This is a genomic window from Dactylosporangium vinaceum (genome assembly GCF_019904175.1).
Classification (GTDB): domain Bacteria; phylum Actinomycetota; class Actinomycetes; order Mycobacteriales; family Micromonosporaceae; genus Dactylosporangium; species Dactylosporangium vinaceum.
On sequence record NZ_CP061913.1, the window covers coordinates 5,568,646 to 5,590,683 of the forward strand.

The 22,038-nt window shown below is 74.5% G+C and carries 24 protein-coding genes; 12 read left to right on the forward strand and 12 right to left on the reverse strand.

Features of this window, described 5'->3' with window-relative positions; translation table 11 throughout:
* Positions 1 to 55: 55 nt before the first annotated feature.
* Together Dvina_RS24865 and Dvina_RS24870 are read right to left on the reverse strand one after the other, a co-directional pair.
* On the reverse strand, positions 56 to 811 hold the full coding sequence (locus tag Dvina_RS24865; protein WP_246656418.1) for an esterase/lipase family protein: 756 nt from the start codon (positions 809 to 811) through the stop codon (positions 56 to 58).
* A gap of 33 nt (positions 812 to 844) precedes the next feature.
* Entirely contained in the window at positions 845 to 1,804 is a 960-nt protein-coding gene (locus Dvina_RS24870) for a DUF1152 domain-containing protein (protein ID WP_223104860.1), read from the reverse strand.
* Between the two features lie 88 nt (positions 1,805 to 1,892).
* Here Dvina_RS24870 and Dvina_RS24875 point away from each other — a divergent pair, with 88 nt between their 5' ends.
* Positions 1,893 to 2,321 (forward strand): PPOX class F420-dependent oxidoreductase, encoded by a 429-nt coding sequence (locus tag Dvina_RS24875; RefSeq protein ID WP_246656419.1) that lies wholly within the window; start codon positions 1,893 to 1,895, stop codon positions 2,319 to 2,321.
* Between the two features lie 37 nt (positions 2,322 to 2,358).
* Here Dvina_RS24875 and Dvina_RS24880 read toward each other — a convergent pair whose 3' ends face one another.
* The 3 genes from Dvina_RS24880 to Dvina_RS24890 all read right to left on the reverse strand — a co-directional run bounded on the left by Dvina_RS24880 (position 2,359) and on the right by Dvina_RS24890 (position 5,236).
* Positions 2,359 to 2,970, reverse strand: coding sequence for a hypothetical protein (locus tag Dvina_RS24880; protein WP_223104862.1), 612 nt, complete (start codon positions 2,968 to 2,970; stop codon positions 2,359 to 2,361).
* Positions 2,971 to 3,107: 137 nt separating this feature from the next.
* A complete protein-coding gene (locus Dvina_RS24885) occupies positions 3,108 to 3,941 on the reverse strand; it encodes an NAD-dependent epimerase/dehydratase family protein (protein ID WP_223104863.1) in 834 nt (277 codons plus the stop codon).
* Entirely contained in the window at positions 3,938 to 5,236 is a 1,299-nt protein-coding gene (locus Dvina_RS24890) for an enolase C-terminal domain-like protein (RefSeq protein ID WP_246656420.1), read from the reverse strand. The genes Dvina_RS24885 and Dvina_RS24890 overlap by 4 nt, the downstream gene beginning before the upstream one ends.
* A 31-nt stretch (positions 5,237 to 5,267) precedes the next feature.
* Here Dvina_RS24890 and Dvina_RS24895 point away from each other — a divergent pair, with 31 nt between their 5' ends.
* From Dvina_RS24895 to Dvina_RS24915, 5 genes are all read left to right on the forward strand, one after another.
* A complete protein-coding gene (locus tag Dvina_RS24895) occupies positions 5,268 to 5,768 on the forward strand; it encodes a DUF4240 domain-containing protein (protein WP_246656421.1) in 501 nt (166 codons plus the stop codon).
* A gap of 145 nt (positions 5,769 to 5,913) precedes the next feature.
* On the forward strand, positions 5,914 to 6,723 hold the full coding sequence (locus tag Dvina_RS24900; protein ID WP_223104866.1) for a hypothetical protein: 810 nt from the start codon (positions 5,914 to 5,916) through the stop codon (positions 6,721 to 6,723).
* A gap of 127 nt (positions 6,724 to 6,850) precedes the next feature.
* Complete coding sequence (locus tag Dvina_RS24905; RefSeq protein WP_223104867.1) at positions 6,851 to 7,201, forward strand: MmcQ/YjbR family DNA-binding protein; 351 nt, start codon at positions 6,851 to 6,853, stop codon at positions 7,199 to 7,201.
* Between the two features lie 36 nt (positions 7,202 to 7,237).
* Positions 7,238 to 7,750 (forward strand): sigma-70 family RNA polymerase sigma factor, encoded by a 513-nt coding sequence (locus tag Dvina_RS24910; protein ID WP_223104868.1) that lies wholly within the window; start codon positions 7,238 to 7,240, stop codon positions 7,748 to 7,750.
* A complete protein-coding gene (locus tag Dvina_RS24915; protein WP_223104869.1) occupies positions 7,734 to 9,236 on the forward strand; it encodes an outer membrane protein assembly factor BamB family protein in 1,503 nt (500 codons plus the stop codon). Before Dvina_RS24910 ends, Dvina_RS24915 begins: the two co-directional genes overlap by 17 nt.
* On the opposite strand, the gene Dvina_RS24920 is transcribed toward Dvina_RS24915, so the two are convergent.
* Positions 9,211 to 9,792, reverse strand: a complete 582-nt coding sequence (locus tag Dvina_RS24920; protein ID WP_246656422.1) for a class I SAM-dependent methyltransferase — start codon at positions 9,790 to 9,792, stop codon at positions 9,211 to 9,213. The two genes, Dvina_RS24915 and Dvina_RS24920, sit on opposite strands and share 26 nt — an antisense overlap.
* 113 nt (positions 9,793 to 9,905) lie before the next feature.
* Here Dvina_RS24920 and Dvina_RS24925 point away from each other — a divergent pair, with 113 nt between their 5' ends.
* Positions 9,906 to 10,421, forward strand: a complete 516-nt coding sequence (locus tag Dvina_RS24925; protein WP_223104871.1) for a YfbM family protein — start codon at positions 9,906 to 9,908, stop codon at positions 10,419 to 10,421.
* Here Dvina_RS24925 and Dvina_RS24930 read toward each other — a convergent pair.
* Positions 10,414 to 11,373 carry an RNA polymerase subunit sigma-70 gene (locus Dvina_RS24930; protein WP_223104872.1) on the reverse strand — a complete coding sequence of 320 codons (960 nt, stop codon included), beginning with the start codon at positions 11,371 to 11,373 and terminating at the stop codon, positions 10,414 to 10,416. The two genes, Dvina_RS24925 and Dvina_RS24930, sit on opposite strands and share 8 nt — an antisense overlap.
* A gap of 30 nt (positions 11,374 to 11,403) precedes the next feature.
* A complete protein-coding gene (locus Dvina_RS24935; RefSeq protein WP_223104873.1) occupies positions 11,404 to 12,588 on the reverse strand; it encodes a molybdopterin molybdotransferase MoeA in 1,185 nt (394 codons plus the stop codon).
* A gap of 175 nt (positions 12,589 to 12,763) precedes the next feature.
* Between Dvina_RS24935 and Dvina_RS24940 the strand changes: the two genes are divergently transcribed.
* Positions 12,764 to 13,354 carry a maleylpyruvate isomerase family mycothiol-dependent enzyme gene (locus Dvina_RS24940; protein WP_246656423.1) on the forward strand — a complete coding sequence of 197 codons (591 nt, stop codon included), beginning with the start codon at positions 12,764 to 12,766 and terminating at the stop codon, positions 13,352 to 13,354.
* On the opposite strand, the gene Dvina_RS24945 is transcribed toward Dvina_RS24940, so the two are convergent.
* Positions 13,347 to 14,570, reverse strand: a complete 1,224-nt coding sequence (locus tag Dvina_RS24945; RefSeq protein WP_223104874.1) for an aspartyl protease family protein — start codon at positions 14,568 to 14,570, stop codon at positions 13,347 to 13,349. The two genes, Dvina_RS24940 and Dvina_RS24945, sit on opposite strands and share 8 nt — an antisense overlap.
* Positions 14,571 to 14,632: 62 nt before the next feature.
* On the opposite strand from Dvina_RS24945, the gene Dvina_RS24950 reads away from it, so the two are divergent.
* On the forward strand, positions 14,633 to 15,556 hold the full coding sequence (locus Dvina_RS24950; protein ID WP_223104875.1) for an NADP-dependent oxidoreductase: 924 nt from the start codon (positions 14,633 to 14,635) through the stop codon (positions 15,554 to 15,556).
* A 280-nt stretch (positions 15,557 to 15,836) separates the two neighbouring features.
* A complete protein-coding gene (locus tag Dvina_RS24955; RefSeq protein WP_223104876.1) occupies positions 15,837 to 16,403 on the forward strand; it encodes an NUDIX domain-containing protein in 567 nt (188 codons plus the stop codon).
* A 3-nt stretch (positions 16,404 to 16,406) separates the two neighbouring features.
* Here Dvina_RS24955 and Dvina_RS24960 read toward each other — a convergent pair whose 3' ends face one another.
* On the reverse strand, positions 16,407 to 16,553 hold the full coding sequence (locus Dvina_RS24960) for a hypothetical protein (protein WP_223104877.1): 147 nt from the start codon (positions 16,551 to 16,553) through the stop codon (positions 16,407 to 16,409).
* 175 nt (positions 16,554 to 16,728) lie between these two features.
* Here Dvina_RS24960 and Dvina_RS24965 point away from each other — a divergent pair, with 175 nt between their 5' ends.
* Positions 16,729 to 18,390, forward strand: a complete 1,662-nt coding sequence (locus Dvina_RS24965) for an ABC transporter transmembrane domain-containing protein (RefSeq protein WP_223104878.1) — start codon at positions 16,729 to 16,731, stop codon at positions 18,388 to 18,390.
* The gene (locus Dvina_RS24970) at positions 18,387 to 20,096 is read left to right on the forward strand and encodes an ABC transporter ATP-binding protein (RefSeq protein ID WP_223104879.1); all 1,710 of its coding nucleotides are present in this window, start codon (positions 18,387 to 18,389) and stop codon (positions 20,094 to 20,096) included. The genes Dvina_RS24965 and Dvina_RS24970 overlap by 4 nt, the downstream gene beginning before the upstream one ends.
* 298 nt (positions 20,097 to 20,394) lie before the next feature.
* Here the strand turns inward: Dvina_RS24970 and Dvina_RS24975 are convergent, their stop codons facing one another.
* Together Dvina_RS24975 and Dvina_RS24980 are read right to left on the reverse strand one after the other, a co-directional pair.
* Complete coding sequence (locus tag Dvina_RS24975; protein ID WP_246656424.1) at positions 20,395 to 20,862, reverse strand: MarR family winged helix-turn-helix transcriptional regulator; 468 nt, start codon at positions 20,860 to 20,862, stop codon at positions 20,395 to 20,397.
* 7 nt (positions 20,863 to 20,869) lie between these two features.
* Positions 20,870 to 22,000: an FAD-dependent oxidoreductase gene (locus tag Dvina_RS24980; protein WP_223104880.1), complete on the reverse strand. Its 1,131-nt coding sequence runs from the start codon at positions 21,998 to 22,000 to the stop codon at positions 20,870 to 20,872.
* Positions 22,001 to 22,038 lie beyond the last annotated feature (38 nt).

Sequence of the window (22,038 nt, forward strand, 5' to 3'; positions counted from 1 at the left end):
ACGAGGCCCCGCACCGCCCCGCGCGACGACGGTGGCGCGCCGGACCGCCCCGGCCTCAGCAGGGTGGGGCGGCGGCGATCGGGGCCGGGCCGATGGCGTCGATGACCAGGCCCGTCACGTAGTCGTCGGTCGGGAGCTCGCCGTGGCTGACCGGGCGGCCCGGGCACGACTGCTGGATGTCGGCGTCGATGGCGCCGGCCAGGCGGGCCGAGTCCGGGGGCTGGACCGTCTGGTCCTGCTCGGTCCAGATGCTGAGCCACTGCGGCGGGGTCGGGACCGGGGAGCGCAGCTGCGCCAGCAGCGTACTGCCCGGAGCCAGCTGCCGGCACGCGGCCGGGCAGGCGCCGGGGAGCCCCGCGGCACCCGCGGCGGCCAGGCGGGCGCCCTGGTGGGGTGAGCCCAGGGTGACGACCCGGCGGGCCTTGTGGACGCCGTCGTGGCGCTGGACCCAGAGGCGGGCCACGACGCCGCCCGCCGAGTAGCCGATGACGTCGACAGAGGGGGCGCGGCGCAGGGCGTCGGTGGCCGCGCGGTCGAGCGTGTCGGCCTGGGCGGTCAGGTCGCCGGTGCCGCCGTCGGGCATCTCGACGACAGTGGCCGTGCGGCCCGTGGCCCGCACGGCCGCCGCGAGCCGGTCGAGCCCGTCGGTGCCGCCGCCGTAGCCGGGGACCAGCAGTACGACACCCAGGGCGTCTTGCGCGGGAACCCGGACCGGCTCGGCGCGCAGCAGCGCACGCACCCCGAGCCCGGCGGCGCTCAGCACGGCGATCGCGGCCAGGACCGCGAACATCAACCGGCGCCGGGGACTCATCCTCCATGTGTACCTCGGCCGGCCCGGACCGGTTCAGTGCGGGAACGGGCGGGCCGGGCGGCGGGCCACGCCGGCCCGGAACTCGGCGATGCGCTCCAGCACCTGCTGCTCGCTCACCGTTGCCTCGAGGCGGTCGAGGTACAGGCAGCGGTCGGCGAGCTTGGCCAGGTCGACGGTGAAGTACACGGCCATCAGCGGGTTGACGAACAGGGTGCTGCCGCCGGTGCGCTCCGTGATGTGCACGTCGCCGGACTCGCCCCGCAGGGCGGCGGCGATCTGGCCGTTCACGATGCTCGGCCAGGACGCGGTGGCGTCCTGGGCGTGGGCCACGGCGTCGCAGTACAGCTGCGCCTCCTGGCTCCGGCTCGGAATCGACAGCGCCCCGAGATAGCCGCCGTCGCGGTCGAGGGCGGCGAGGTTCTCCAGCACCTGCGTGTGCACGACGCCATGGAACGCGTCGATGCCGAACCCGAGACAGGTGACGAGCCGGACCGGGACGTCGAGGCCGTTGACCGCGGCCAGGCTCGTGATGTCCTCGACGGGCGTGCCGAGGCCGGCCTCGTCGCCGCGCATCAGGATGTCCGTGCCGCCGTCGACGAGCACGACGGCGTCGAGCCGCAGCTGCTCGACCAGCTGCTGGTAGGCCTCCCGCAGCCGCAGCACGCCGACCTTCGCGAACGCGTACACGCTCATGGCCCGGCCGCGCTGCTCCAGCCAGCGGGCGAGCGTGCGCTCCGGGAAGTAGTCGCCGAGCCCCTCGGTGTCGGCGTCGATCCGCGCCAGGTCCGGCCCGACCCACACATCGAGATCGAGCCGGTGCAGCGGGGCGAACGACAGATTCCCGAGGTGTACATCCACACCCCGCTCCTGCAGCGCAAACGCCAACGGCAGCCCGGCGTAGACGTCGAACCCGCCCCCGGCCCCGGCGATGAGGACACGCTCGCAGTCGCGCAGCGCCGCGAACAACGGCGGCACGCCCAGGGATTCGGTCACGCCTCCATGATCCCGGCGGTGTCAACGCGGCCCGATCCTTGCGAATGTTGGCCCGAACCGATGACCGATGTTGGCTACGGTAGTTGCCGTGAGCACGCTGCCGCCCGACCTGCGGGCCCTGATCGAGTCCGGCCCGCTCGTCCACCTGAGCACGATCAACCCCGACGGCAGCCCGCAGGTGACGGTCATCTGGGTCGGCCTGGACGGTGACGACCTCGTCAGCGGGCACATGTCCCGGTACCGCAAGCTGCGCAACATCGAACGCGACCCGCGCGTGGCCCTGTCCTTCACGGCGCCCCGCACGCCCGACGTGTTCCTGAACCACTACGCCGTCCTGCAGGCCCACGCCACCGTCGAGCCGAGCGAGGCCGGCGCCTGGGACCTGCTGGACCGCCTGACGAAGGTGTACATGGCCCCGGACGCCGGCTTCCCCGCGCCGAAGGGGCCGGGGTACATCGTGCGGTACCGGATCGGCCGCATCACCGGCGTCGGCCCCTGGACCACCCCGCCGGCCTGACGCCCGGCCGGCTCGCACCCCGCCGGCGAGCGGGGGATCAGCCCGCCGTCCGCAGCCCGTGCAGAGCGTCGAGGACGCGGGGGAGCAGGGCGACGTTCCAGGACCCGTTCGGGACCGAGATCCGCGCCTTGGGCGTCTTGCCGGCCCGGTCGGCCAGCAGGTGGAGGTAGACGTTCTCGCGCTTGACCCCGGCGTACTCGGGCCAGGCGATCGTCTTGCGAAACAGGCTGCCCCGGTGGATGCCCGCACCGTCGAGGCGCACGTCGGCCAGCTCGACCGGGGTGCCGCGCCGGACCGCGTCGACGGCCTCGGTGGCGATGCGCGTCCCGGCGTAGCGCTCGAGCACGTCGACCGCCTGCCCCCACCGGTGCTGGTACGCGCTGCGGGTCTCGTGGTCGATCTTCGTCTTCAGCGCCCCGGTGGTGCCCGAGGTCATCATGAACGTGGCGGTCCGCTTGGCGTCGCCGAGCCCGACGGTGAACGTCGTGTGCAGGTACGAGCCGTTCACGTGCTGATCGACGGCCCGGTACAGCAGCCGCGTGACGTCCCGCCAGGCGAACACCACCCCGTTGACGTCGGCGGCCTCGTCGGTGAGCTTCAGCCGAGCGGACCGCGCCTTGCCCGGCCGCGACTCCAGTTCCAGCAGCATGACAGTCACACCTGAGGTGCGTTCCACCCCGTTCCATCGACCCGACAAGATTCGACATGGCACCATGAATCCGCCGACGGGGTATAAGTCCGATATGCCGAGGCGCGCCGGCGCCCGACATATCGTGCCCCCGGCGATTACAGCGTCCAGCCGGCCCGGAAGCCGAGCAGCCGTTCGATGGCGCCGGTGTCGATGGGGGTGTCCCGGCCGGGGATCGGGCGGTTGAGCACAGTGGACGGATGATACTCGGCGATCAGGTCCATTGTGGACCGGTCCGCCAGGGTGGTCGGGGCGGCCAGGAGCAGGGGGTGCACGCCGGTCACGGGTCTGGTCAAGGCCAGCCACACGGCCGCCGCGGCGTCGTCCACGTGGAGGTACGACCAGGAGTCCGCGGCCATCCGGGACGGGTCCTCGCGGGTCGCCGCGGCGGTGGCGGCGATCCGGTCGGCGCCCGCCGTGAACGGGAAGCGCAGCGCGACGATGTCCAGGCCGTAGCGGCGCTGCATCATGGCGGCGGTGGCCTCGTCGACCTGTTTGGACAGCGAGTACGGGTCTTCGATCTGCAGCGGGGTCGACTCGTCGATGGGGTAGTACGCCGGGTGCAGCACCCGGGGCGCGAACGGCAGGCCCAGGATCGAGTAGCTGCTGGCGATCACCGCGCGGCGCACGCCGGCCCGGGCGCACTCCTCCAGGACGTTGAAGGTGGCGCGGGTGTTGCCGGCGAAGACGTCGATCGGGGTGCCGAGGGTCGGGGCGGGGATGGCCGCCAGGTGGACGACCGCGTCGACGCCGTCGCCGAGGGCCCGGCGGACCGTGTCCGGGTCGCCGGCGTCGCCGATCACCCAGGCACTCGCCGGTGGGGGCGCGGGCTCGGCCAGTACCAGTGCGGCGATCGAGGCTTGTTCAGCGGCCAGCCGGGCGCACACGGCGCGGCCGATGTTCCCGTTCGCGCCCGTGACGAGCACCCTCACGGCGCCTCCAGCGCGCCGTCGGGGCGGCGGACCACGGCGGCCCAGCGGTCGAAGAGGAACTTCGTCGGCGGGTACTTCACCGCCTCGCGCTCGTCCAGGTCCACGCCCCAGCCGGGCCGGTCGGAAGGGTTCATGTACCCGCTCACGACGTCCGGGCAGCCGGGGAAGACCTCGTGGGTCGCCTCGTTGTACTCGTGCGACTCCTGGAACCCGAACGCCGGACTGGAGACGTCGACGGCGAGGTTGGCCGCGACGCCGACGGGGGAGACGTCGGCGGGGGCGTGGAACGCGGTGCGCACGCCGCAGAGCTCGGCCAGCGCCGCGAGTTTGCGGGTCGGTGTGAGACCGCCGATCGCCGACGTGTGCAGGCGGATCAGGTCGACGCCGCCGTCGCGGATGAGGCGGGCCGCGTCCGGCACCGAGCCCACCTGCTCGCCGACCGCGAGCGGCACCGGGGACGCCGCCCGCACCTCGGGCAGCCGGTCGTAGTGCTCGGGCGGGATCACGTCCTCGAGGAACGACAGGCCGTACGGCTCCAGGCTGCGGGCCAGCACGATCGCCTGCTTCGGCGTCAGCCGGCTGTGCACGTCGTGCATGAGGTTGATCCCGGAGCCGAGGCGCGCCCGGGCGGCCTCGAACAGCGACGGGCAGCCGCGCAGGTACCGCTCGGGGTCCCAGCCGTCCGGGTTCGGCGACCCGGGGTAGTGCCCACCCGTGCCGGCGGCGCCGTAGCTGCCCAGGCCCGGCTCGGCCCGCTGCAGCCGGATGCACCGGTAGCCCTGCTCGATGAGCCGTTCGGCTTCGAGCAGGACCTCGTCGGTGGTACTGCCGGAGGCGTGGGTGTACACCTCGACGCCCCCGCGCACCCGCCCGCCGAGCAGCTCGTAGACGGGAAGCCCGGCGCGCTTGCCGGCGATGTCCCACAGCGCCTGGTCAAGCCCCGAGAGGGCGTTGTTGAGCACGGGCCCGTTGCGCCAGTACGACGAGAAGTGCACGGTGCGCGTGATGTCCTCGATGTCGGCCGGATGCCGCCCGACCGCGAGCGGCCCGACGTGCTCGGCCACCGCCGCCGCCACCGCCGCGTAGCGCTGGGTGAACGTGGCGCACCCCAGGCCGTACAGGCCGGGTTCGCTCGTCTCGACCTTCACCACGACCAGCGGGAGCCCCTCGGGGGCGGTGACGACGGGCCGTACCGCCGTAATGCGCAGCTTGTCCCGGGCCGGCCACGGCGGTCGCGCCTCGGGCAGCCCGCCATCGGCATCCAGCAGCGCATTGGGGTCGTGCGAAGTCGTCACGATCCGCACCTTAGCTCGTAGACTGCCGGGCGTGGAGAACGCGCGGTGGTGGCACCTCGTGTCGGGTGCCCTGACGGACGTGGGCGAGCCGCGCCCCGACGTGGTCATGGACCGGCTCCGGCAGCTCTCGCCCGCGGAGATCGTCGAGTTTGCGCGGCTGTTCTCCGACGTGCTCGACATGGCCTACCTGGAGCCGCTCTGGACGGCCGCCGGGCTCATCGAGGGCGGCTGCGGCGACGACGGCTTCCGCGACTTCCGGGCCGGGCTCATCCTGCAGGGCCGGGCCGCGTTCTCGGCCGCCGTCGACGACCCGGACTCGCTGGCCGACCTGCCGCTGGTGCGGCGCATGGCCGAGGGCTCCGGCCGGCTCGGCTGCGCGGCGCTGCTCGCCGCGCCGCGGACCGCATACCGCGAGCTCACGGGCGACGTCGAGGCGTTCGACGCGGCGATGGCCCCGCCGGTCCACCCGCCGTCGCCACCGCGCGGCGGCCCCCGGGCCCTGCCGCGCCTGACCGCATTGTTCCCCGATTGACCGACCTGTCTATCCTCGCCGGGTGCGGCACAGAGCCGCCCGCGATGCCTGCGCAAGGTCCGGCACCGTGGGCGTCGCACTGTGTCTGCTGAGTGAGCGGCCCCTCCGCGAGCTCCGGACCCGTCACGGGAGGAACTGAACGACAATGAAGTCCAGCAGAAGTGCGCTGTTCGCCGTCGTGCTGAGCGGCGCGCTCGCCGTCACCGCGGCCTGCGGCGACAAGAAGGACGACAGTGCGGCGACGCCCGGCGCGGCGGCCCCGGCCACCTCGGCGGCGGCCCCCTCGCCGACGGCCGACGCCAAGGCCGAGCTGACGGCCGCGTTCAAGAAGCTCGCCGCGGTCAGCATGACGTACACCGCGTCCACCGACACCGCGGGCGCGGGCGGCACGAAGATCACCGGCGCGGCCGACCCCAACGCCAAGGCGACGAGCGCCACCATGGTCATCACCGCGGCCGGCCAGACCATCAACGCGCAGATGCTCGTCGTGAACACCGACATGTACCTGAAGATGGACCTGCCCCTGCCGGGCGTCGACGCGAAGAAGTGGATGTACATCGACGGCTCCAAGACGTCGCTGAGCAAGCTCGGCCTCGGCAGCCCCGACGACCCGGCGAACATCAAGAACTTCACCGACGCCGTCGTGACGGCCGAGAAGACCGGCGCGACCTCGTTCAAGGGCACCTTCGACGCGACCAAGCGCAACATCCCGGCCGTCGGTGCCCAGCTGATCCAGTCCATGGGCGACGCCGCGAAGGCCATCCCCTTCGAGGCGACCGTCGGCGCGGACGGCTACCTGACCGGCCTGACCGTCAAGATGCCCGCCGCCGGCCAGATCCCGGCCACCACGTCGACCCAGACGTTCAGCGACTTCGGCAAGCCGGTCACCATCAAGAAGCCGGCCGCCGGCGAGACCCAGCCGGCCCCCGCGGCCCTGCTGGCCCAGTTCGCGTAAGGCGTCGTGCCGCGGGGGCCCGGCGCCGTCCGGGCCCCCGCCGGCAGCGGCTCCCCGGTGGCCTCCGGGTCCACCGCCAGCCGGCGGGCAGATGATGACCCGGATCGACCGGAGGGAGTGAACGGCAGTGGCCGGAGTCGAGGACGTCCGGGCCGTCACCTCGACGTTGCCGCGCGCCTACGAGGTCGTCGTGCGCGACCGCATCAAGTGGCGGGTCGGCGCGATCGTGTTCGCGGCGTTGTCGCGCGATGAGACGAGCATCGGTTTCGGGTACCCGAAAGATGCCCGCGACGCCCTCGTGGAGTCCGACCCCGCCAAGTTCTTCCTGCCCCCGGCGGGCGACCTGCGGTACAACTGGACCTGCGCGTGGCTGTCGCAGCTCGGCGTCGACGAGCTGGAGGAGCTCGTCGTCGACGCCTGGATCATGACCGTCCCGAAGAAGGTCTGGACGGCCTACCTCGAACTTCACCCGCGCTAGAAACTTCGGCCGGGTCCGGTGCGTGTCTCTGGTGTGATGACGGCCGAGATGTTCGATGCGTTCTACCGCGGCACGGTGCCGCGGCTGACGCGATATGCCTTCGGGCTCACCGGGGACGCGGGTGAGGCGCAGGACCTCGTCCAGGAGGCGTACGCCCGGGCCTGGCAGCACTGGCGCCGGGTGGGCGCGTACGAGGACGTCGAGGCGTGGCTACGCCTCGTCATCAGCCGGCTGGTGAAGGACCGCTGGCGGCGGCTGCTGGTCCGCCGGGCGGCCGCGGCCAGCGCACCGCCGCTGCCGCCGGTCGCGCCGCCCTCGGAGGAGACCGTGCTGCTCGTCGCGGCACTGCGGCTGCTGCCGTTCGAGCAGCGCCAGGCCGTCGTGCTGTACCACCTGCTGGACCGCTCGCTGGCCGACATCGCCGCCGAGACCGGGGCCAACCTCAACACCGTGAAGACCCGGCTGACCCGGGGCCGCGCGGCCCTGGCCGCGCTGCTCACCGCCGACACCGCGACGAACGCCGGGGGTGCCCATGTCCACGGAGCTTGAGTCCTACTTCGCGGCCCTGCGCGACGACGCGGACACCCTGCCCGCCGCGCCCCCGGCCGCCGCCCGCCACCGCGGCGAGCGCCGCCGGCGCCGCAACGCCGTGCTCGTCACGGCCACCGCGTTCGCCGCCGTCGCCGCGGTCGTGATCGCGCTGGGCTTCGGCCTGCCCCGCGGCGGCCCGCCGGCCGACCGCGTCACCACCCCGCCGGCCCCGGTCGAGACCGACCCGGTGCCGAAGTTCCAGCCGCTCACACCGGTGCCGACCGGCATCGCGCTCGGCACCGCGGGCACGCCGGTGCCGGGCACGAGCACGACCATCGGCGACCGGGCGTTCGTCTGCTGGCCGGGCCCGGGCGGCCAGACCACCGTCGCCGCGATCGACCTGCCCACCGGGGCCACCGCCTGGGGCCCGGTCAAGCTCGCCGCCTTCGCCGACTTCGCCGCGGTCTACTACCACCCCGGCTACGTGCTGGTGATGGGCCGCAACGACGACGGCACGAAGCCCGACGGCGCGATCTTCGCCCTCGACCCGAGGACGGGCCGGACCCTCCTGCACGTCGACGTCGACAACTTCGAGGCCGACGACATCATCATCGGCGTGTCGACCCTGGTGATCGCCTCCCGCACCGACGGGCAGACCCGCGGCTACGACTACGCCACCGGCGAGGTCCGCTGGACCGTGCCCGACCCGGCGTCGCGGATCGTGCACAGCCTGCCGATGCAGCACGGCTCCGGCCGGCCCGCCGCCGCCGGCCGTGCCTCCCTCGGCGGCGCGGTGCTCGCGACGGACCAGTTCGTGCAGCTCACCGAGGACGGCACGGCCATACTGCGCGACCTGGCCACCGGCGTGGAGAAGGCCCGCCGCCCCGGCGCCGACAAGCCCGGCACCGTGGGCATCATGATGGCCACCGCGCTCGACGGCATCCTGTACACGACCGACCACACGACGCTGAAGGCGCTGCGCGCCACCAACCTGACCGACTCGACCCCGACCACGGAGATCTACAAGACCCCGCAGCGCGTCGGGATCGGCCCGCCGTTCGTGTGCGGCAAGGCCTGGATCTGCTTCAAGGAGAGCACCGAGGACCCTGGATACTTCGTCGGCTTCGACACCGAGCGTCGGCAGGTCGTCTGGCGCCAGGACGGCGCCGCCGACACCGTGCAGGTCGTCGGCGACCGGACCCTGCTCGTCCTCTCCGGCGCGACCGCCGAGGACCGCAGCGCCGTCATCGACCCGTCGGGCCGCCAGCTGCTGAAGCCCAGCGCCCAGGCCGGCCGGGTAACCTGGGTCACCAGCCAGTCCGCGCTGGTGTTCACCGCCAAGCCGAACAGCGGCCAGGACCGCGAGGTGGCCGGCCTGGCCCCCCTCGACGGCGACCCGGTGCCGCTGGGCTCCATCGGCACCGTCACCGGCTGCAGCTCCAGCCGCACCCACCTGATCTGCATCGCCGCGGCGGGTATCAAGGTCTGGCGGTTCGCGACGTGACAAGGTAACGCTCGTCGCCGACCGGCCCACCCCACAGCCCGGGATCGTCGAGGCGGCGCACCCGGGCCCGCGGGACGAGCGCGGCGCACTGCGCCGCGCTCAGCCCCGCCCCGGTCGACCACCGCCCCTCGATGAGCACGAGCATCCCGTGCGGCCCGCGCAGCAGCTCGATCCAGCGCGCGACGGTCGCCGCCGGGTGCTCGACGGACCACAGCACGTGACGAACCAGCACGACGTCGAACGAGCCGGGCGCGAACGGCGGACGTTCGGCGTCCCCGCGCACCAGCGGCAGTGCGACCCCCTGCTCCACACGTTTCTGCCGGGCCCGCTGCAGCATCGCCGCCGAGCGGTCCAGGCCGACCACGCGGTGGCCGAGCCCGGCCGCGACAAGCGCCAGGCTGCCGGTGCCGCAGCCGACGTCGACGATCGCGGCCGGCGACTGCGGCAGCACCGAGGCCAGCAGCGCTGTCCACGCGGCCCGCACCGCCGGTCCGCGCAGGCCGTGGTCCGGCTCGTCGTCGAACGTCGCGGCCGCGGCGTCCCAGATGTCGCCCACCAACGCAGGCTACCGAGCCCGGTCCGGTGCCGGGGCCGGACCGGGGCACCCGGCGGGGGCTTTCGCGGCGGCGGCGGGGCCGCCCGGCCGGGCACCCGTTAGCGTTGAGTGCCATGAGCATGAACGGCAACTACCTGCGCCTCGCGCCGTTGGAGATCGAGCGGGCCCGGAAGGACCCGGACTGGGCCATGGAGTACTCCGACGACCTCGAGGACGCCGAGCTGGAGGCGCCCCAGAGCCCCGACGGCAAGCTGGCCGTCGAGCGGCTGCACCGCACCGATCGGCTGTGGGACGTGCTGCGGTTCCTGCTGGAGCGGGCCGGGTGCCCGGTCGGCGTCGTGTTCGGCGAGGAGGAGTTCACCGAGGCTGACTGGGGCTACGGGCCGGCGCGGCTGCTCACCGTCGAGCGGGTCGCGCTCGCCGCCGAGTTTATGGACGCGCTCTCGTTCGAGCAGCTGATCGCCGGGGTCACGGCGGCCGACCTCGCCGCCGCCGATCTCTACCCGGTCTTCGACCGGTCGGACGCCGACTTGATCTTCGAGCACATCCGGTCGTACTACCGCGACCTGGTGGAGTACTTCCGCGTGACGGCGGACGCCGGAGACGGACTTGTGGTCTGGCTCAGCTGACCACTGACGCCCGGGCCGGGGGCTCCAGGCCGCCCACATCCGCGGCCGGGGTGGAGAACAGCGGCCGGAGGCGCTCCGGCTCCAGGTACGTCGTGATCCCCGTGATCTCCTCGCCGACGACGTCGAGGACGACCAGGGCGAACAGCTCGTGCGCGCCACCGGCACCGGGCCGGGTCTGCCAGAAGGCCGCGGAGCCGTTCGCCCGCACCGGCCGCAGCCGCGCCCCCGCGCACGACGCCTGCGGGTCCTCCAGCGCGGCCCGGATCGCCGCCCGCCCGCGCAGGAGCCAGGCGAACGGCGGCATCGTCATCGTCGCGTCCTCGTGCAGCAGCGCCACGAGCCCGGCGACATCGTGCCGCTCGAACGCCGTGCAGTACCGCTCCAGCAGCTCCCGCTGGCCCGCGTCCTCGGGTCGCCACGGGTCGCCGGGCGCGGGCGGGTGCGCGCGCAGGGTCGCCCGGGCCCGCTGCAGGGCGCTGTTCGCCGCCGCCGTCGACGTCCCCAGCAGCCCCGCCACCTCCTCGGCCGACCAGCAGAGCACATCGCGCAGGATGAGCACCGCCCGCTGCCGGGCCGGCAGATGCTGCAGCGCCGCCACGAACGCGAGCCGCACCGTCTCTCGCCGCACTGCCAGCTCCTCCGCCGCCAGCACCCGCTCATCGGCCATTGGATACACCCAGTGCTCGGCCGGCAGGAGCGTCCCGAACGGCCGGAGGTCCACCGCCAGGCTGCGCCGCTGCGCACTGCGCAGCATGTCCAGGCACACGTTCGTGGCGATCCGGTAGAGCCAGGTCCGCACCGACCCCCGCGAGCCGTCGTACCGCGCGAACGCCCGCCAGGCCCGCACCAGCGTCTCCTGGACGGCGTCCTCGGCCTCGAAGCCGGACCCGAGCATGCGGTAGCAGTACCCGGTCAGCTCCGTCCGGTACGCCTCCAGCCGCTCGTCCGCCACCTCCCGACCTTAGGCCCTGGGCGATCCGCCCTACGGCAGGGTGAGCAGCCGGGCCGGCGCGCCGGGCTGCCAGGCGTCGTCGATGACGGCCAGGGCGTCGGCCGCGGCGACCGCGCGCAGGCCGGCCGAGCCCGCGCCGGGCACGATCCGGGCCGGGCCGCCGTCGGCCACGGTGACCGGGACGATGTGCGTGCAGCCCGGGCGGCGCTGCAGCGCGTCGGTGACCGGGGCGGTGTGCGGGGGCGGCTCGGGGCGGCCGGCCAGGGCGGTGACGAGCGGTTCGAGGAGCGTGAGCGCGGCGACGAGACCGGCACCGGGGTTGCCGGGCAGGCTGACGACCCAGCGGCCGTCGGGGAGGGCGGCCAGGCCCTGCGGATGGCCGGGGCGGCAGGCGACACCGTCGACGAGCCAGACCGCTCCCAGCCGGTCGAGGACGGCGTGCAGGTGGTCGGCGGCGCCCGCCGAGGACGCGCCGGAGACCACGACGACGTCCGCCCCGGCCGTGCGCAGCGCCGTCCGCAGCGCGTCGCGGTCGTCGGGCACGAGCCGGGCCGCGGTCGGGGCACCGCCGCAGCGGGCGACGAGCGCGTCCACGAGCGGGGCGAACACGTCGCGGACCTGGCCCGGGCCGGGCGATCCGGTCAGCACCACCTCGTCGCCGGTGATCAGCAGCGCCACGCGCGGGCGCGGCACGACAGGCGCCTCGGCCACGCCGAACTGCAGCGCCGCCGCGACGGCCACCGGCGTGACCGGGCGGCCGGTGGGCAGCAGCAGATCGCCCGGGCGGCCGTGCTCACCCGCGCGGCGGATGTGCGGGCGCCCGGGCGTGCCGGTGACGAACCCGCCGTCGACGGCGCTGTCCTCGTAGGGCAGGACCGCGTCGGTCCCGGCCGGCACGGTCGCGCCGGTCGCGATCTCGACGGCCCGGCCCGCCGCCAAGGCCGGCGCCGGTGCGCGCTCCCCGGCCAGGCGGCGGCCGGTCAGCCGCCACGGTCCGGGCCCGGCGACCGCGTAGCCGTCCATCGCGGCGGTGTCCGCGGCCGGGGCGGCGCGCTGTGCGATGAGCGGCGCCGCCAGGATCAGGCCCGCCGCCGCCAGGATCGGGACCGGCCGCGGCGCGAGCGGGTGCGCCGCGGCCCGGGCGGTCGCGTGGGCGGCGGCCCAGGCCAGGTCGGCGGCGCGCTGCGGTGGGCGCGCAGTGGTCGCGGCGGTCATGGGGGTGATCCGACACCTCCCGGATATCGCGGCCGTGGCGCCCGTAGGTCGGCCCGGCTTCGGACTGCTCTCGGCGGCCCGATACCCGCTGTGAGGCGCGGGGGAACGTTTCCGGCGATGAGTTTCGCCCGGCCGGTCCGTATCCCCTCTGCAACCTCGCGATGGGAGACGGACAGTGATCGAACGGCACGTGCAGGCGGAGCGGACCGAGCTGGCGGAGCTGCTCAGTGGGCTCGATCAGGCGCAGTGGGAGGCGGACACGCTCTGTGACGGGTGGCGGGTGCGGGAGGTGGTGGCCCACATGACGCAGCCGTTCCGGATGTCCGGCGGGCGGGTCGTCTGGGAGTTGGTGAAGGCCGGTGGCCGATTCAACCGCATGGCCGACCGGACCGCCCGGCGCGACGCCGCGCGGATGAGCGCCGCCGAGCTGACGGCGCTGCTGCGGGACAATGCGGCCCATCCTTGGAAACCCTTCGGCGGGGGTACCGCCGGCGCCCTGTCCCACGACGTCATCCACGGGCTCGACATCACCGCCGGTCTCGGGCTGCAGCGCCGGGTGCCGCTGGAGCGCCTGGCGATCGTGCTCGGCGGTGTGACGCCGCGCAGTGTGGCGTTCTTCGGCGTGGACCTGCGTGGGGTACAGCTGCAGGCGCTGGATCTGGACTGGTCCTATGGGGCCGGGCGGCCGGTGCGGGCGCCCGCCCAGGAGCTGCTGCTCGCGCTCTGCGGGCGGCGTCTGCCCCGGCCGCTCGACGGGCTCAATTGACCGACAGCCGCATCGCGGTGTAGTCGAACGTGACGCTGAAGCGCCTGAAGTACTCGTGGGTGAAGTTGGCGATCACGTCGAAGCCGAACATCGCCGACTGGCCGGGGCCCGGCAGCCCCGGCCAGAGCGCCGCGACCGCGTTGCCGCGCACGTTGCGGGCCACGGCGCGGCCGAGGGCGATGCGGTCGGGGCGGATCGGGTAGACGTCGGTGCCCTCGACCTGCTCCGGATGGGCGTAGTCGACGGGGATGCCGGCCCGCTCGGCGATCTCGGCCGTCGTGTCGAGGCCGTGGCCGACGCCGCCGGTGTCGAGGGTGACGACCCGCGGGCCGTAGTCGCGCAGGGTGCCGAGCGTGCACGGGAAGTGGTCGCCGGCGAGCCAGAGCGGGAGCGGGTTGGTGGTGTACGGGGCGGGCTCGTCCTTGCGGCGCAGCAGCAGCGCGCCGCCGGCATAGTCCAGTGTGGACAGCAGGTGGTACAGGACGGTGGTGCCGAGGACGCCGGCCGGAGGCGAGCCGTCGGGCAGCGCGGGCAGGTCCAGGTCCGCCCACTGCACGGGCAGGCTGCGCAGCTCGATGTCGCCGAGGCGGAGGGAGCCGAGGACACCGAGGTGCAGGGTGACGGGCCGGTTGCCGAGCACCCCCTGAGCCGTCGCGAGCACCCGCAGGCCGAGCCGCTCGGCCTCGACCGTGTGCAGCGTCAGGACCGCGTAGGTGTCGATGAGCATCGGGCGCGGCGGGCCGCCGTTGAGTGACGCCGCCACGTGCGGGAGCGGGTCGAGGCCCAGGAACGGCACGCGGGTGCGCCGGGTGCCGAGGACCTCCCAGGGGTTGGGGCCCAACTGGGCGTACACCTTCGACAACGGCCCTTCCGAGAGTGGTGCGGCCCTGTCGAAGCGGTCCTGGCGGACATAGGACTCGGCGAGGCGCTGCCGGGCGACGGGATCGCTGCCGGCCAGCGGGGTGAGCAGCCGTTCGACGTCGGCGAAGCGGTTGTGGAGCAGGGCGATGTACCCGCGCTGGCCGCGCGCGTGGGTGTCGCCCGGGTCGGCGCGCAGGCGGCGGGCGTAGCCGCGGTCGGCCTCGTCGAAGCGGCCCTGCCGGAAGAGCTGGTCGGGGTCGGTCGCGGCCGCGGCGGGCGCCGTCCACAGCGCGCCGGCCACCGCGGCGCCGCCCAGCAGGACGCCGCGGCGGTTGAGGTGTCGATGATCTGCCATGGCTCGATGAAAGCGGCGGCCCTGTATCCACAGCGTCACCATCACCGTCTAGAGTGGACCGCGTGCTGGGGGTCATCGCGACCGCGATCGGCGGTCCTGAGGTATTGCAGGTCACTGAGCTGCCCGACCCGGAGGCCGGGCCGGGGCAGGTGGTTGTCCGGGTCCGCGCGGTCTGCGTGCACCCCGCCGACGTGGCCTCGACCACCGGCGAGATTCCCCGCGGGCCGGTGCCGCTGCCGTTCAGCCCCGGCTGGGACATCGCCGGCGAGGTGGCGTCCGTGGGCCCCGGCGTCACGGAGCTCCAGGTCGGGGACCGGGTCGCGGGCATGATTCCGTGGTACCTCACCCGCGGTAACCCGGGTGGCTACGCTGAGTTCGTCGCGGCCGACACCGGCTGGCTGGTCCCGCTGCCCGACACGCTCGACTTCGCGGCCGCGGCCACCGTGCCGCTCAACGCCCAGACCGCCCACCAGGGCCTGGCCCTCATCTCGACGGGCCTCTTCCCGGCCGGCAGCACCATCCTGGTCACCGGCGCGAGCGGCGGCGTCGGCGGGTTCGCCGCGCAGCTGGCCGTCCAGGGCGGCTACCGGGTCCTGGCCCAGGCCGCCGACGGCGACGAGGCCTGGGTGCAGAGCCTCGGCGCGCACGAGGTCGTCTCCCGCTCCGCCGACCTGACGGCGCTCGGCCCGGTCGCCGCGGTGTTCGACGCGGTGCCCCTCGGCGAGCCCGCCGCCGCCGCCGTCCAGGACCGCGGCGTCGTCGTCGCGACCCGCCCGACCCCGGCGATCGTCCCGGGCCGCGGCGTCCGCCAGGACCTCCAGCTCATCCGCCTCGACCACGACCTGCTGGCCGACCTGGTCCGCCAGGTGGCCGCCGGCTCCCTGCTGACCCGCGTCGCCGCCACCCTGCCCCTGGCCGAGGCGGCCGAGGCCCACCGCCGGGTGCTGGCCGGCGGCCTGCACGGCAAGCTCGTCCTGACGCCGTAGGCCCGCCCGCCCGCCCGGCCCGCCCGGCTTCCGCACGCCCGTCGCCGCCCCGGCCGGGCCGCGCGGCCGGGCGCTCCGTGTGCCGGTCGGGGTCTGGACAGGCCCTGTGCGCCGTTCGACGTGCTCGTGAACCTGCACGGCCGCCGGCAGCGCGCGGTCGGGGGTGTGCTGCGGTGCGTCCACGCCGTCCTCGTCCGGCCGGCGGACGCGCACGCCGGCGTCGGGGCCGCCACCGTGCGTTGAGCCACGCCGTCGCCCGGGCCCGTGGCAGCATTGCCGGATGCGGAAGTCCGTGGCGCTCGTCCATGACCTGGTGTCCCGGCTCTCACCGCTCGACGAGCTCGGCGCCGCCCACCGCGCGGCGGCGCTGGCCTGGCTCGCGCGCACCGACGACGTGTTCCGCCGGGTCAAGCCGGCGACGCCGCCGCAGCACCTGGTGTCCTACGTGGTGCCGGTCGCCGCGGACGGTCGGGTCCTGCTCGCCGACCACGTCATTGCCGGGCTGTGGCTCCCGCCCGGTGGTCACGTCGAGGTCGATGAGGACCCCGCACTGACCGCGCGGCGGGAGATCCGGGAAGAGCTGGGCCTGGGCGGCGCCGGTCTGGCCCGGTCGCCGAGCCTGCTCACCGTCACGCCCACGCGCGGGCCCGACCGCCACACGGACGTCAGTCTCTGGTACCTCCTGGTCTGCACTGGCGACGAGCCGCTGCACCCGGACCCCGGCGAGTTCCACGCCGTGCGCTGGTGGACCCGCGACGACCTGGCGGCGGCCGATCCGGGCCGCTTCGACCCGCACTTCTCGCGCTTCCTGGCCACCCTCGACCGGGACCTCGAAGCGGGCCGCTAGGAGCTACGTCCGGCGCCGCAGCCAGCCGAAGACGCCGGTGGCGACGAAGAGGATCAGCGCGACGATGAACAACCAGAACAGACCCTTGATCACGACGCCGAGCACGGCGAGGACCAGCCAGATCACGAGCAGTGCGACGATGAGTCCCATGACCCCTGCACTCCCCGCTACGCCGAGCGCCTAAACAAGCCGGCCCCGCATCCGCTCCCGGCGCGGCCGGTGCCGACGGGTCGAACCCGGATGGTGGGCACCGGCTCGACGGGCGGATCGCTCGATCGTGAGAAACCGGTTCGGCCTCGGCGGAGGCATCGGACATGATGAACGAATGTGGACACGGGGGCCTGGGCGGTTTCTTGGATGGCTGGCGTGGCGGCAGAAGTGGCGGGTCGCGCTCGGCGCGCTCTGGAGCTCGCTGTGGATGATCAGTCTGGCGGTCACTCCGTACCTGATCTCGCAGGCCGTCGACCGTGGCATCCGGCCGAGGCAGACCGGGCCGCTGCTGTTCTGGGCCGCCGCGATCCTCGTGGTGGGCCTGGCCAACGCGGCGCTCGGCATCCTGCGGCACCGGACGATGACCAAGATCCGGCTGGACGGTGCGCTGCGGACGGCGGACGCGGTCATGGCCCACGGGGTGGCGCTCGGGGCGGCGCTGCCGCGCGGGATCACCGCGGGTGAGGTCGTCACCATCGGCATCGGTGACGTGTGGCTCGTCGCGCGGGCGCTCACCGTGACCGGGCCGGGCGTCGGGGCGGTCGTGGCCTACGCGGTCGTGATGACGCTGCTCGCCGGCGTCTCCGGGATGATCGCGCTTGTCGTCGCGGGCGGGGTGGCGGTGCTGGCCCTGGTGCTCGGACCGCTGCTGCAACGGCTCAACCGCGCCGGCGGCGAATACCGGGAGCAGCAGGGCCGGCTGGCCGCGCGGCTTGTCGACGTGCTCGGCGGCCTGCGGATCCTCAACGGCCTCGGTGGCAAGGACCTGCATCTGCGGCGGTACTCCCACCAGTCCGACGCCGTCCGCGCCGAGGGCTATCGCATGGGCGGGGCGCTCAGCTGGATCAGCGCCCTCGGCGACGGACTGCCGACCATCTTCGTGGCCGCCGTCACCTGGCTCGCGGCCCGCCTGGCCGTCCGCGGTGACCTCACGCCCGGCGAGCTCGTCGCCGTCTACGGATACGTGGCGATCCTCGTGGTCCCCACCTGGATGCTGATCTTCAGCGCCGGCGACGTCAGCCGGGGTGTGATCGCGGGCCGCCGGGTCATCGCCTTCCTGCGCCTGCCCGTCGAGGCTCCCGGGGACGGCCCGGCCCCGCCGGGCCCGGCGGTCCTGCGCGACCCGGAGTCCGGTGTCGTCGCCGAGCCCGGGCGGCTGACCATGCTGGCCTCGGCCCGCCCCGGCGACGCCATCGCGATCGTCGACCGGCTCGGCCGCTACACGCCGAGCGACGCCACCTGGGGGCCGTACCGGATCGGGGACGTCGCCAAGCCGCCCGTCCGCGCGCGCGTGCTCGTCGCCGAGCACGACGCCGACCTGTTCGCCGGGGCGCTGCGCGATGTCGTCGCCGGCTGCACCGGAGCCGACGACGACGCGGTCCGCCGGGCCGTCCGGGCCGCGGTGGCCACCGACATCGCCGGGCTCGACCATCACATCGAGCGCGACGGCCGCAACCTCTCCGGCGGCCAGCGGCAGCGCCTGCGCCTGGCCCGGGCCCTGGCCGCGGACCCGGAGATGCTGCTGGCGACCGACCCGACGTCGGCCGTCGACGCGCACACCGAGGCGGCGATCGCCGAGCGGCTGGCCGCGGCCCGGGCCGGCCGGGGCACGCTGCTGTCGACCACCTCGCCGGTGCTGCTGGACCGGGCCGACGTCGTGCACTATCTGGTCGACGGCCGGGTCGCCGCCTCCGGGACGCACCGCGAACTGCTGGACCGCGAGCCGGGCTACCGCGACCTGGTCAGCCGGACGTTCGCCGACGCGCAGGACGCATGAGCACCTCCACGCTGCCGATCGCGGACACCCGTCAGGTCGTCCGGGCCGCCGCCCGGCTCGTCGCGGCCGACCGGCGGGCCGCGACCCTCGTGCTCCTGCTCAACGTGCTGGCCGCGCTGGCCGCCCTGGGCGCGCCGTATCTGCTGGGCCGGATCGTCGACGCGGTCACCGGCGCGCACGCCGAGGCCCGCATCGACCTGCTGGCCGGGGCGGTGCTCGGGTGCGCCCTGGCCCAGACGCTGCTCGCCCGGACGGCGCTGCTGCTCGGGTACCGCTTCGGCGAGCGCACCGCGGCCCGCATCCGCACCGGCTTCCTGAGCCGGGCCCTGGCCCTGCCGGCCGCGGTGATCGAGCGGGTCCCGGCCGGTGACCTGGCCGCCCGCGGCACGACCGACGTGGACGCCGTCGCCGGCACGCTGCGCGACATCATGCCCGGGGTGTTCGTGGCCGCGATGCAGGCGCTGTTCCTGGTCGGGGCGGTCCTCGTCGTCGACCCGCTGCTCGGCGTGGCCGGGCTGCTCGGGCTGTCGGGGATCGTGGTCACCGGGCGCTGGTACCTGCGCCGGGCCCGCACCGCATACCTGGAGGAGGGCGCGGCCAACTCCGAGCTCGCCGAGGAGCTGGCCGCGACGACGGCGGGTGCCCGTACCATCGAGGCGTTCGGTTTGCACAGTTCCCGCCTGGCCGTGGGCCGGGCCGCGATCGCCCGGACCAAGCGCAGCCGGCTGGCCACCCTGCGGCTGCGGTCGGTGTACTTCCCGGCCGCCGAGGCGTCGTACAACATCCCCGTCGTCCTGATCCTGCTCATCGGCGGCCTGCTCTACCAGCACGACCGGATCACGCTCGGCACGGTCGTCGCGGCCACCCTGTATCTGCGCCAGCTCATCGGCCCGATGGACAGCATCCTCATCTGGCTGGAGCAGCTGCAGAGCAGCAGCGCCTCGTTCGCCCGGGTCGAGGGCCTGGCCGCCGTCCCGCCCGCGCCGGCCACCGCGACGACCGCCCCGGCGAGCGACCGCATCGAGGTGCGCGGCGTCCGGTACGCGTACGCCGGGGGCCCCGACGTCCTGCACGACGTCGACCTGACCGTCCAGCCCGGCGAGCGCCTGGCCATCGTGGGGCTCTCCGGCGCCGGCAAGTCCACCCTGGGCCGCCTGCTGGCCGGCGTGGACCGCCCGCACACGGGCACCGTCACCGTCGGCGGCGTCGCCGTGGCCGACCTGCCCCCGGACCTCCTGCGCCGGCAGGTCGTCCTGGTCACCCAGGAGCACCACGTCTTCCGCGAGACGGTCCGCGACAACCTCATCGTCCCGGCTCCCGACGACCGCCTGCGCGCCGCCCTGCACACCGTGGGCGCCGACTGGGCCCTGGACCTCGACACCGACCTGGGCGAGCACCCACCGACCGGCGCCCAGGCCCAGCAGCTGGCCCTGGCCCGCGTCCTGCTGGCCGACCCGCACACGGTCATCCTGGACGAGGCCACCGCACTGCTCGACCCGGGCGCCGCCCGGGCCGCCGAGCGCGCCCTGGCCGCCGTCCTGCACAACCGCACGGTCATCGCCATCGCGCACCGCCTGCAGACAGCCCACGACGCCGACCGCATAGCCGTCATGGACGGCGGTCGCATCACCGAGCTCGGCACCCACGACGACCTGATAGCCCGCGACGGCCCCTACGCCAGACTCTGGCGCCAGTGGCACGGCTGAACGCCGCACACCGCTGCGGGTGTACCGCGCACACCGGGCGGCGCATCGCCAGGTGCCGCGCACCCGGATCTCGTTGCCGTGCTCGTGCTGCGGCCGCCATCCGCGTGCGCTGCTCCAGGAGGCGGTGGACCGGCTGCCCGGGCCCGCCGCGGCCGCGCTCAGACGGCGATTGACGCCGCTCGACGACGAGTTCCAGCGGCGAACGGTGCCGGATCCGCACCTACCGGGGGCGTGGCCCTGGTGGGATCGGCGGTTCCGGCCCTGAGACCGGGCCGGGCGCCGTCGCCGCGACGGCGGATCACGTGCGGGCGAGCGCGGCCATCTGGGTGCGGTACACGGCGCTCATCGTGTCGTAGTGGCGGGCCAGCAGGGCCAGCTCGTCGGCGGTGTAGGAGCCGATGACCTCGCCCACGGCGGCGCCGAAGGCCGCGTACAGCCGGGCGCCCTCGTCGATGCGGGCCGGGAGCAGCGTGACGATGACCCGGCGGCGGTCGGCCGGGTCGCGCTCGGCCGAGACGAAGCCGGCCTTCTCCAGGCGGCGGATCAGGCTGGTGACGGCGCCGGTGGTGAGGTTCGTCTGCTCGGCCAGCCGGCCGGCGGTGGCGGAGCCGGTGTCCATGAGGAAGTCCAGGCACTCCATGTCGGTGACGGTCAGGCCCATCCGCGCGGCGAGCGCGTGGCGGAACAGGACCGACAGCCGCGACGACTCGCGGCCGGCCCGCATGAACTCCGCGGCTGCCCGCGCGCGATCGTCGTCTTCTCCCACGCTTCCATTATGGAACCGTCACGCGGTGCAGCCGGGGCAGGACGCGCGTCAGGACCAGGTGGGCCAGCCGCCCGCCGCTCGTGAGGCGGCGCATCATGGCTTCGGCGGTGTCGACGGCCTTGAAGGCGTACGACACCATCTGCTGTTGGTAGTCGGCGAGCGCCTCCTCGACGGGGCGGCCGTCGGTGAGCAGGCCGCCGAGCAGCGCCGCGTCGCGCAGTGCGGTGTTGCCGCCGTGGGCGCCGAACGGTGGCATGGCGTGGATCGCGTCGCCGATGACCGTCGCGCGGGGGAGGGGCCAGGCGGTCGGGCGGCGGCCGACGGCGAACCGGGTGCGCACCGTGGCGTCCGGGTCGGCGTTGTCGACGAGCCGGCGGATCAGCGGGTGGAAGCCCTCGACGAGGCCGGCGGGGTCGCGGTCGGACTCGCCGGCGGGCACCACGACGCCCCACATCACGTAGTCGCCCTCGGGCTGCGGCTCGCCGAAGCGCATCGCGGTGAAGAAGACCGCGCGGCCGGGCCGGTCACCGAGCGCGAGCACGCCGCTCTTGTCCAGGGCCGCGGGCAGGTCGGCCTTCGCCAGCGGCGTGCGGCCGTAGATGCCGGCCGCTGCGGTGTCGAGCGGCTCGGTGCCCGGCGCGATCGAGGAGCGCAACGCCGACCCGACGCCGTCGGCGGCAACGACCAGAGCGGCTTCGACGGTACTGCCGTCAGCGCACCGCACCGCGACCCGCTCGCCGTCCGGCGAGACCCCCACCGCCTCCCGTCCATAGTGGACACGGCCCTCGAGGCCGGTGAGCAGGATCGCCCGCAGCACCTGCCGATCCATCTGCCGCCCGCTCTCGTCGGTCGGCGCGAACGTGAGCTTGAAGGCGTCGCGGAGCCGGCTGTCGGTGAACCGGAAGTATCCGCCCGGCGCCCCGGCCACCGCGACCGCCCGCTCGAACAGGTGCGCCGGCAGGCTGGCCCGCAGCGCAGCGAGCCCGTCACCGTCCACCGTGATCCGGTACCCCTGCCGCCGCCCGAACGGCCCCGGGTCCCGCTCGAACACGTGCACGTCCACGCCGTCCCGCCGCAGCCGCTGGGCCAGGCACAGCCCGGCCAGCCCCGCTCCGGCGACGGCCACCTCGATCGCCATGGGCAATACCTTAGTTATTAAGATAACCGTGCGCAACG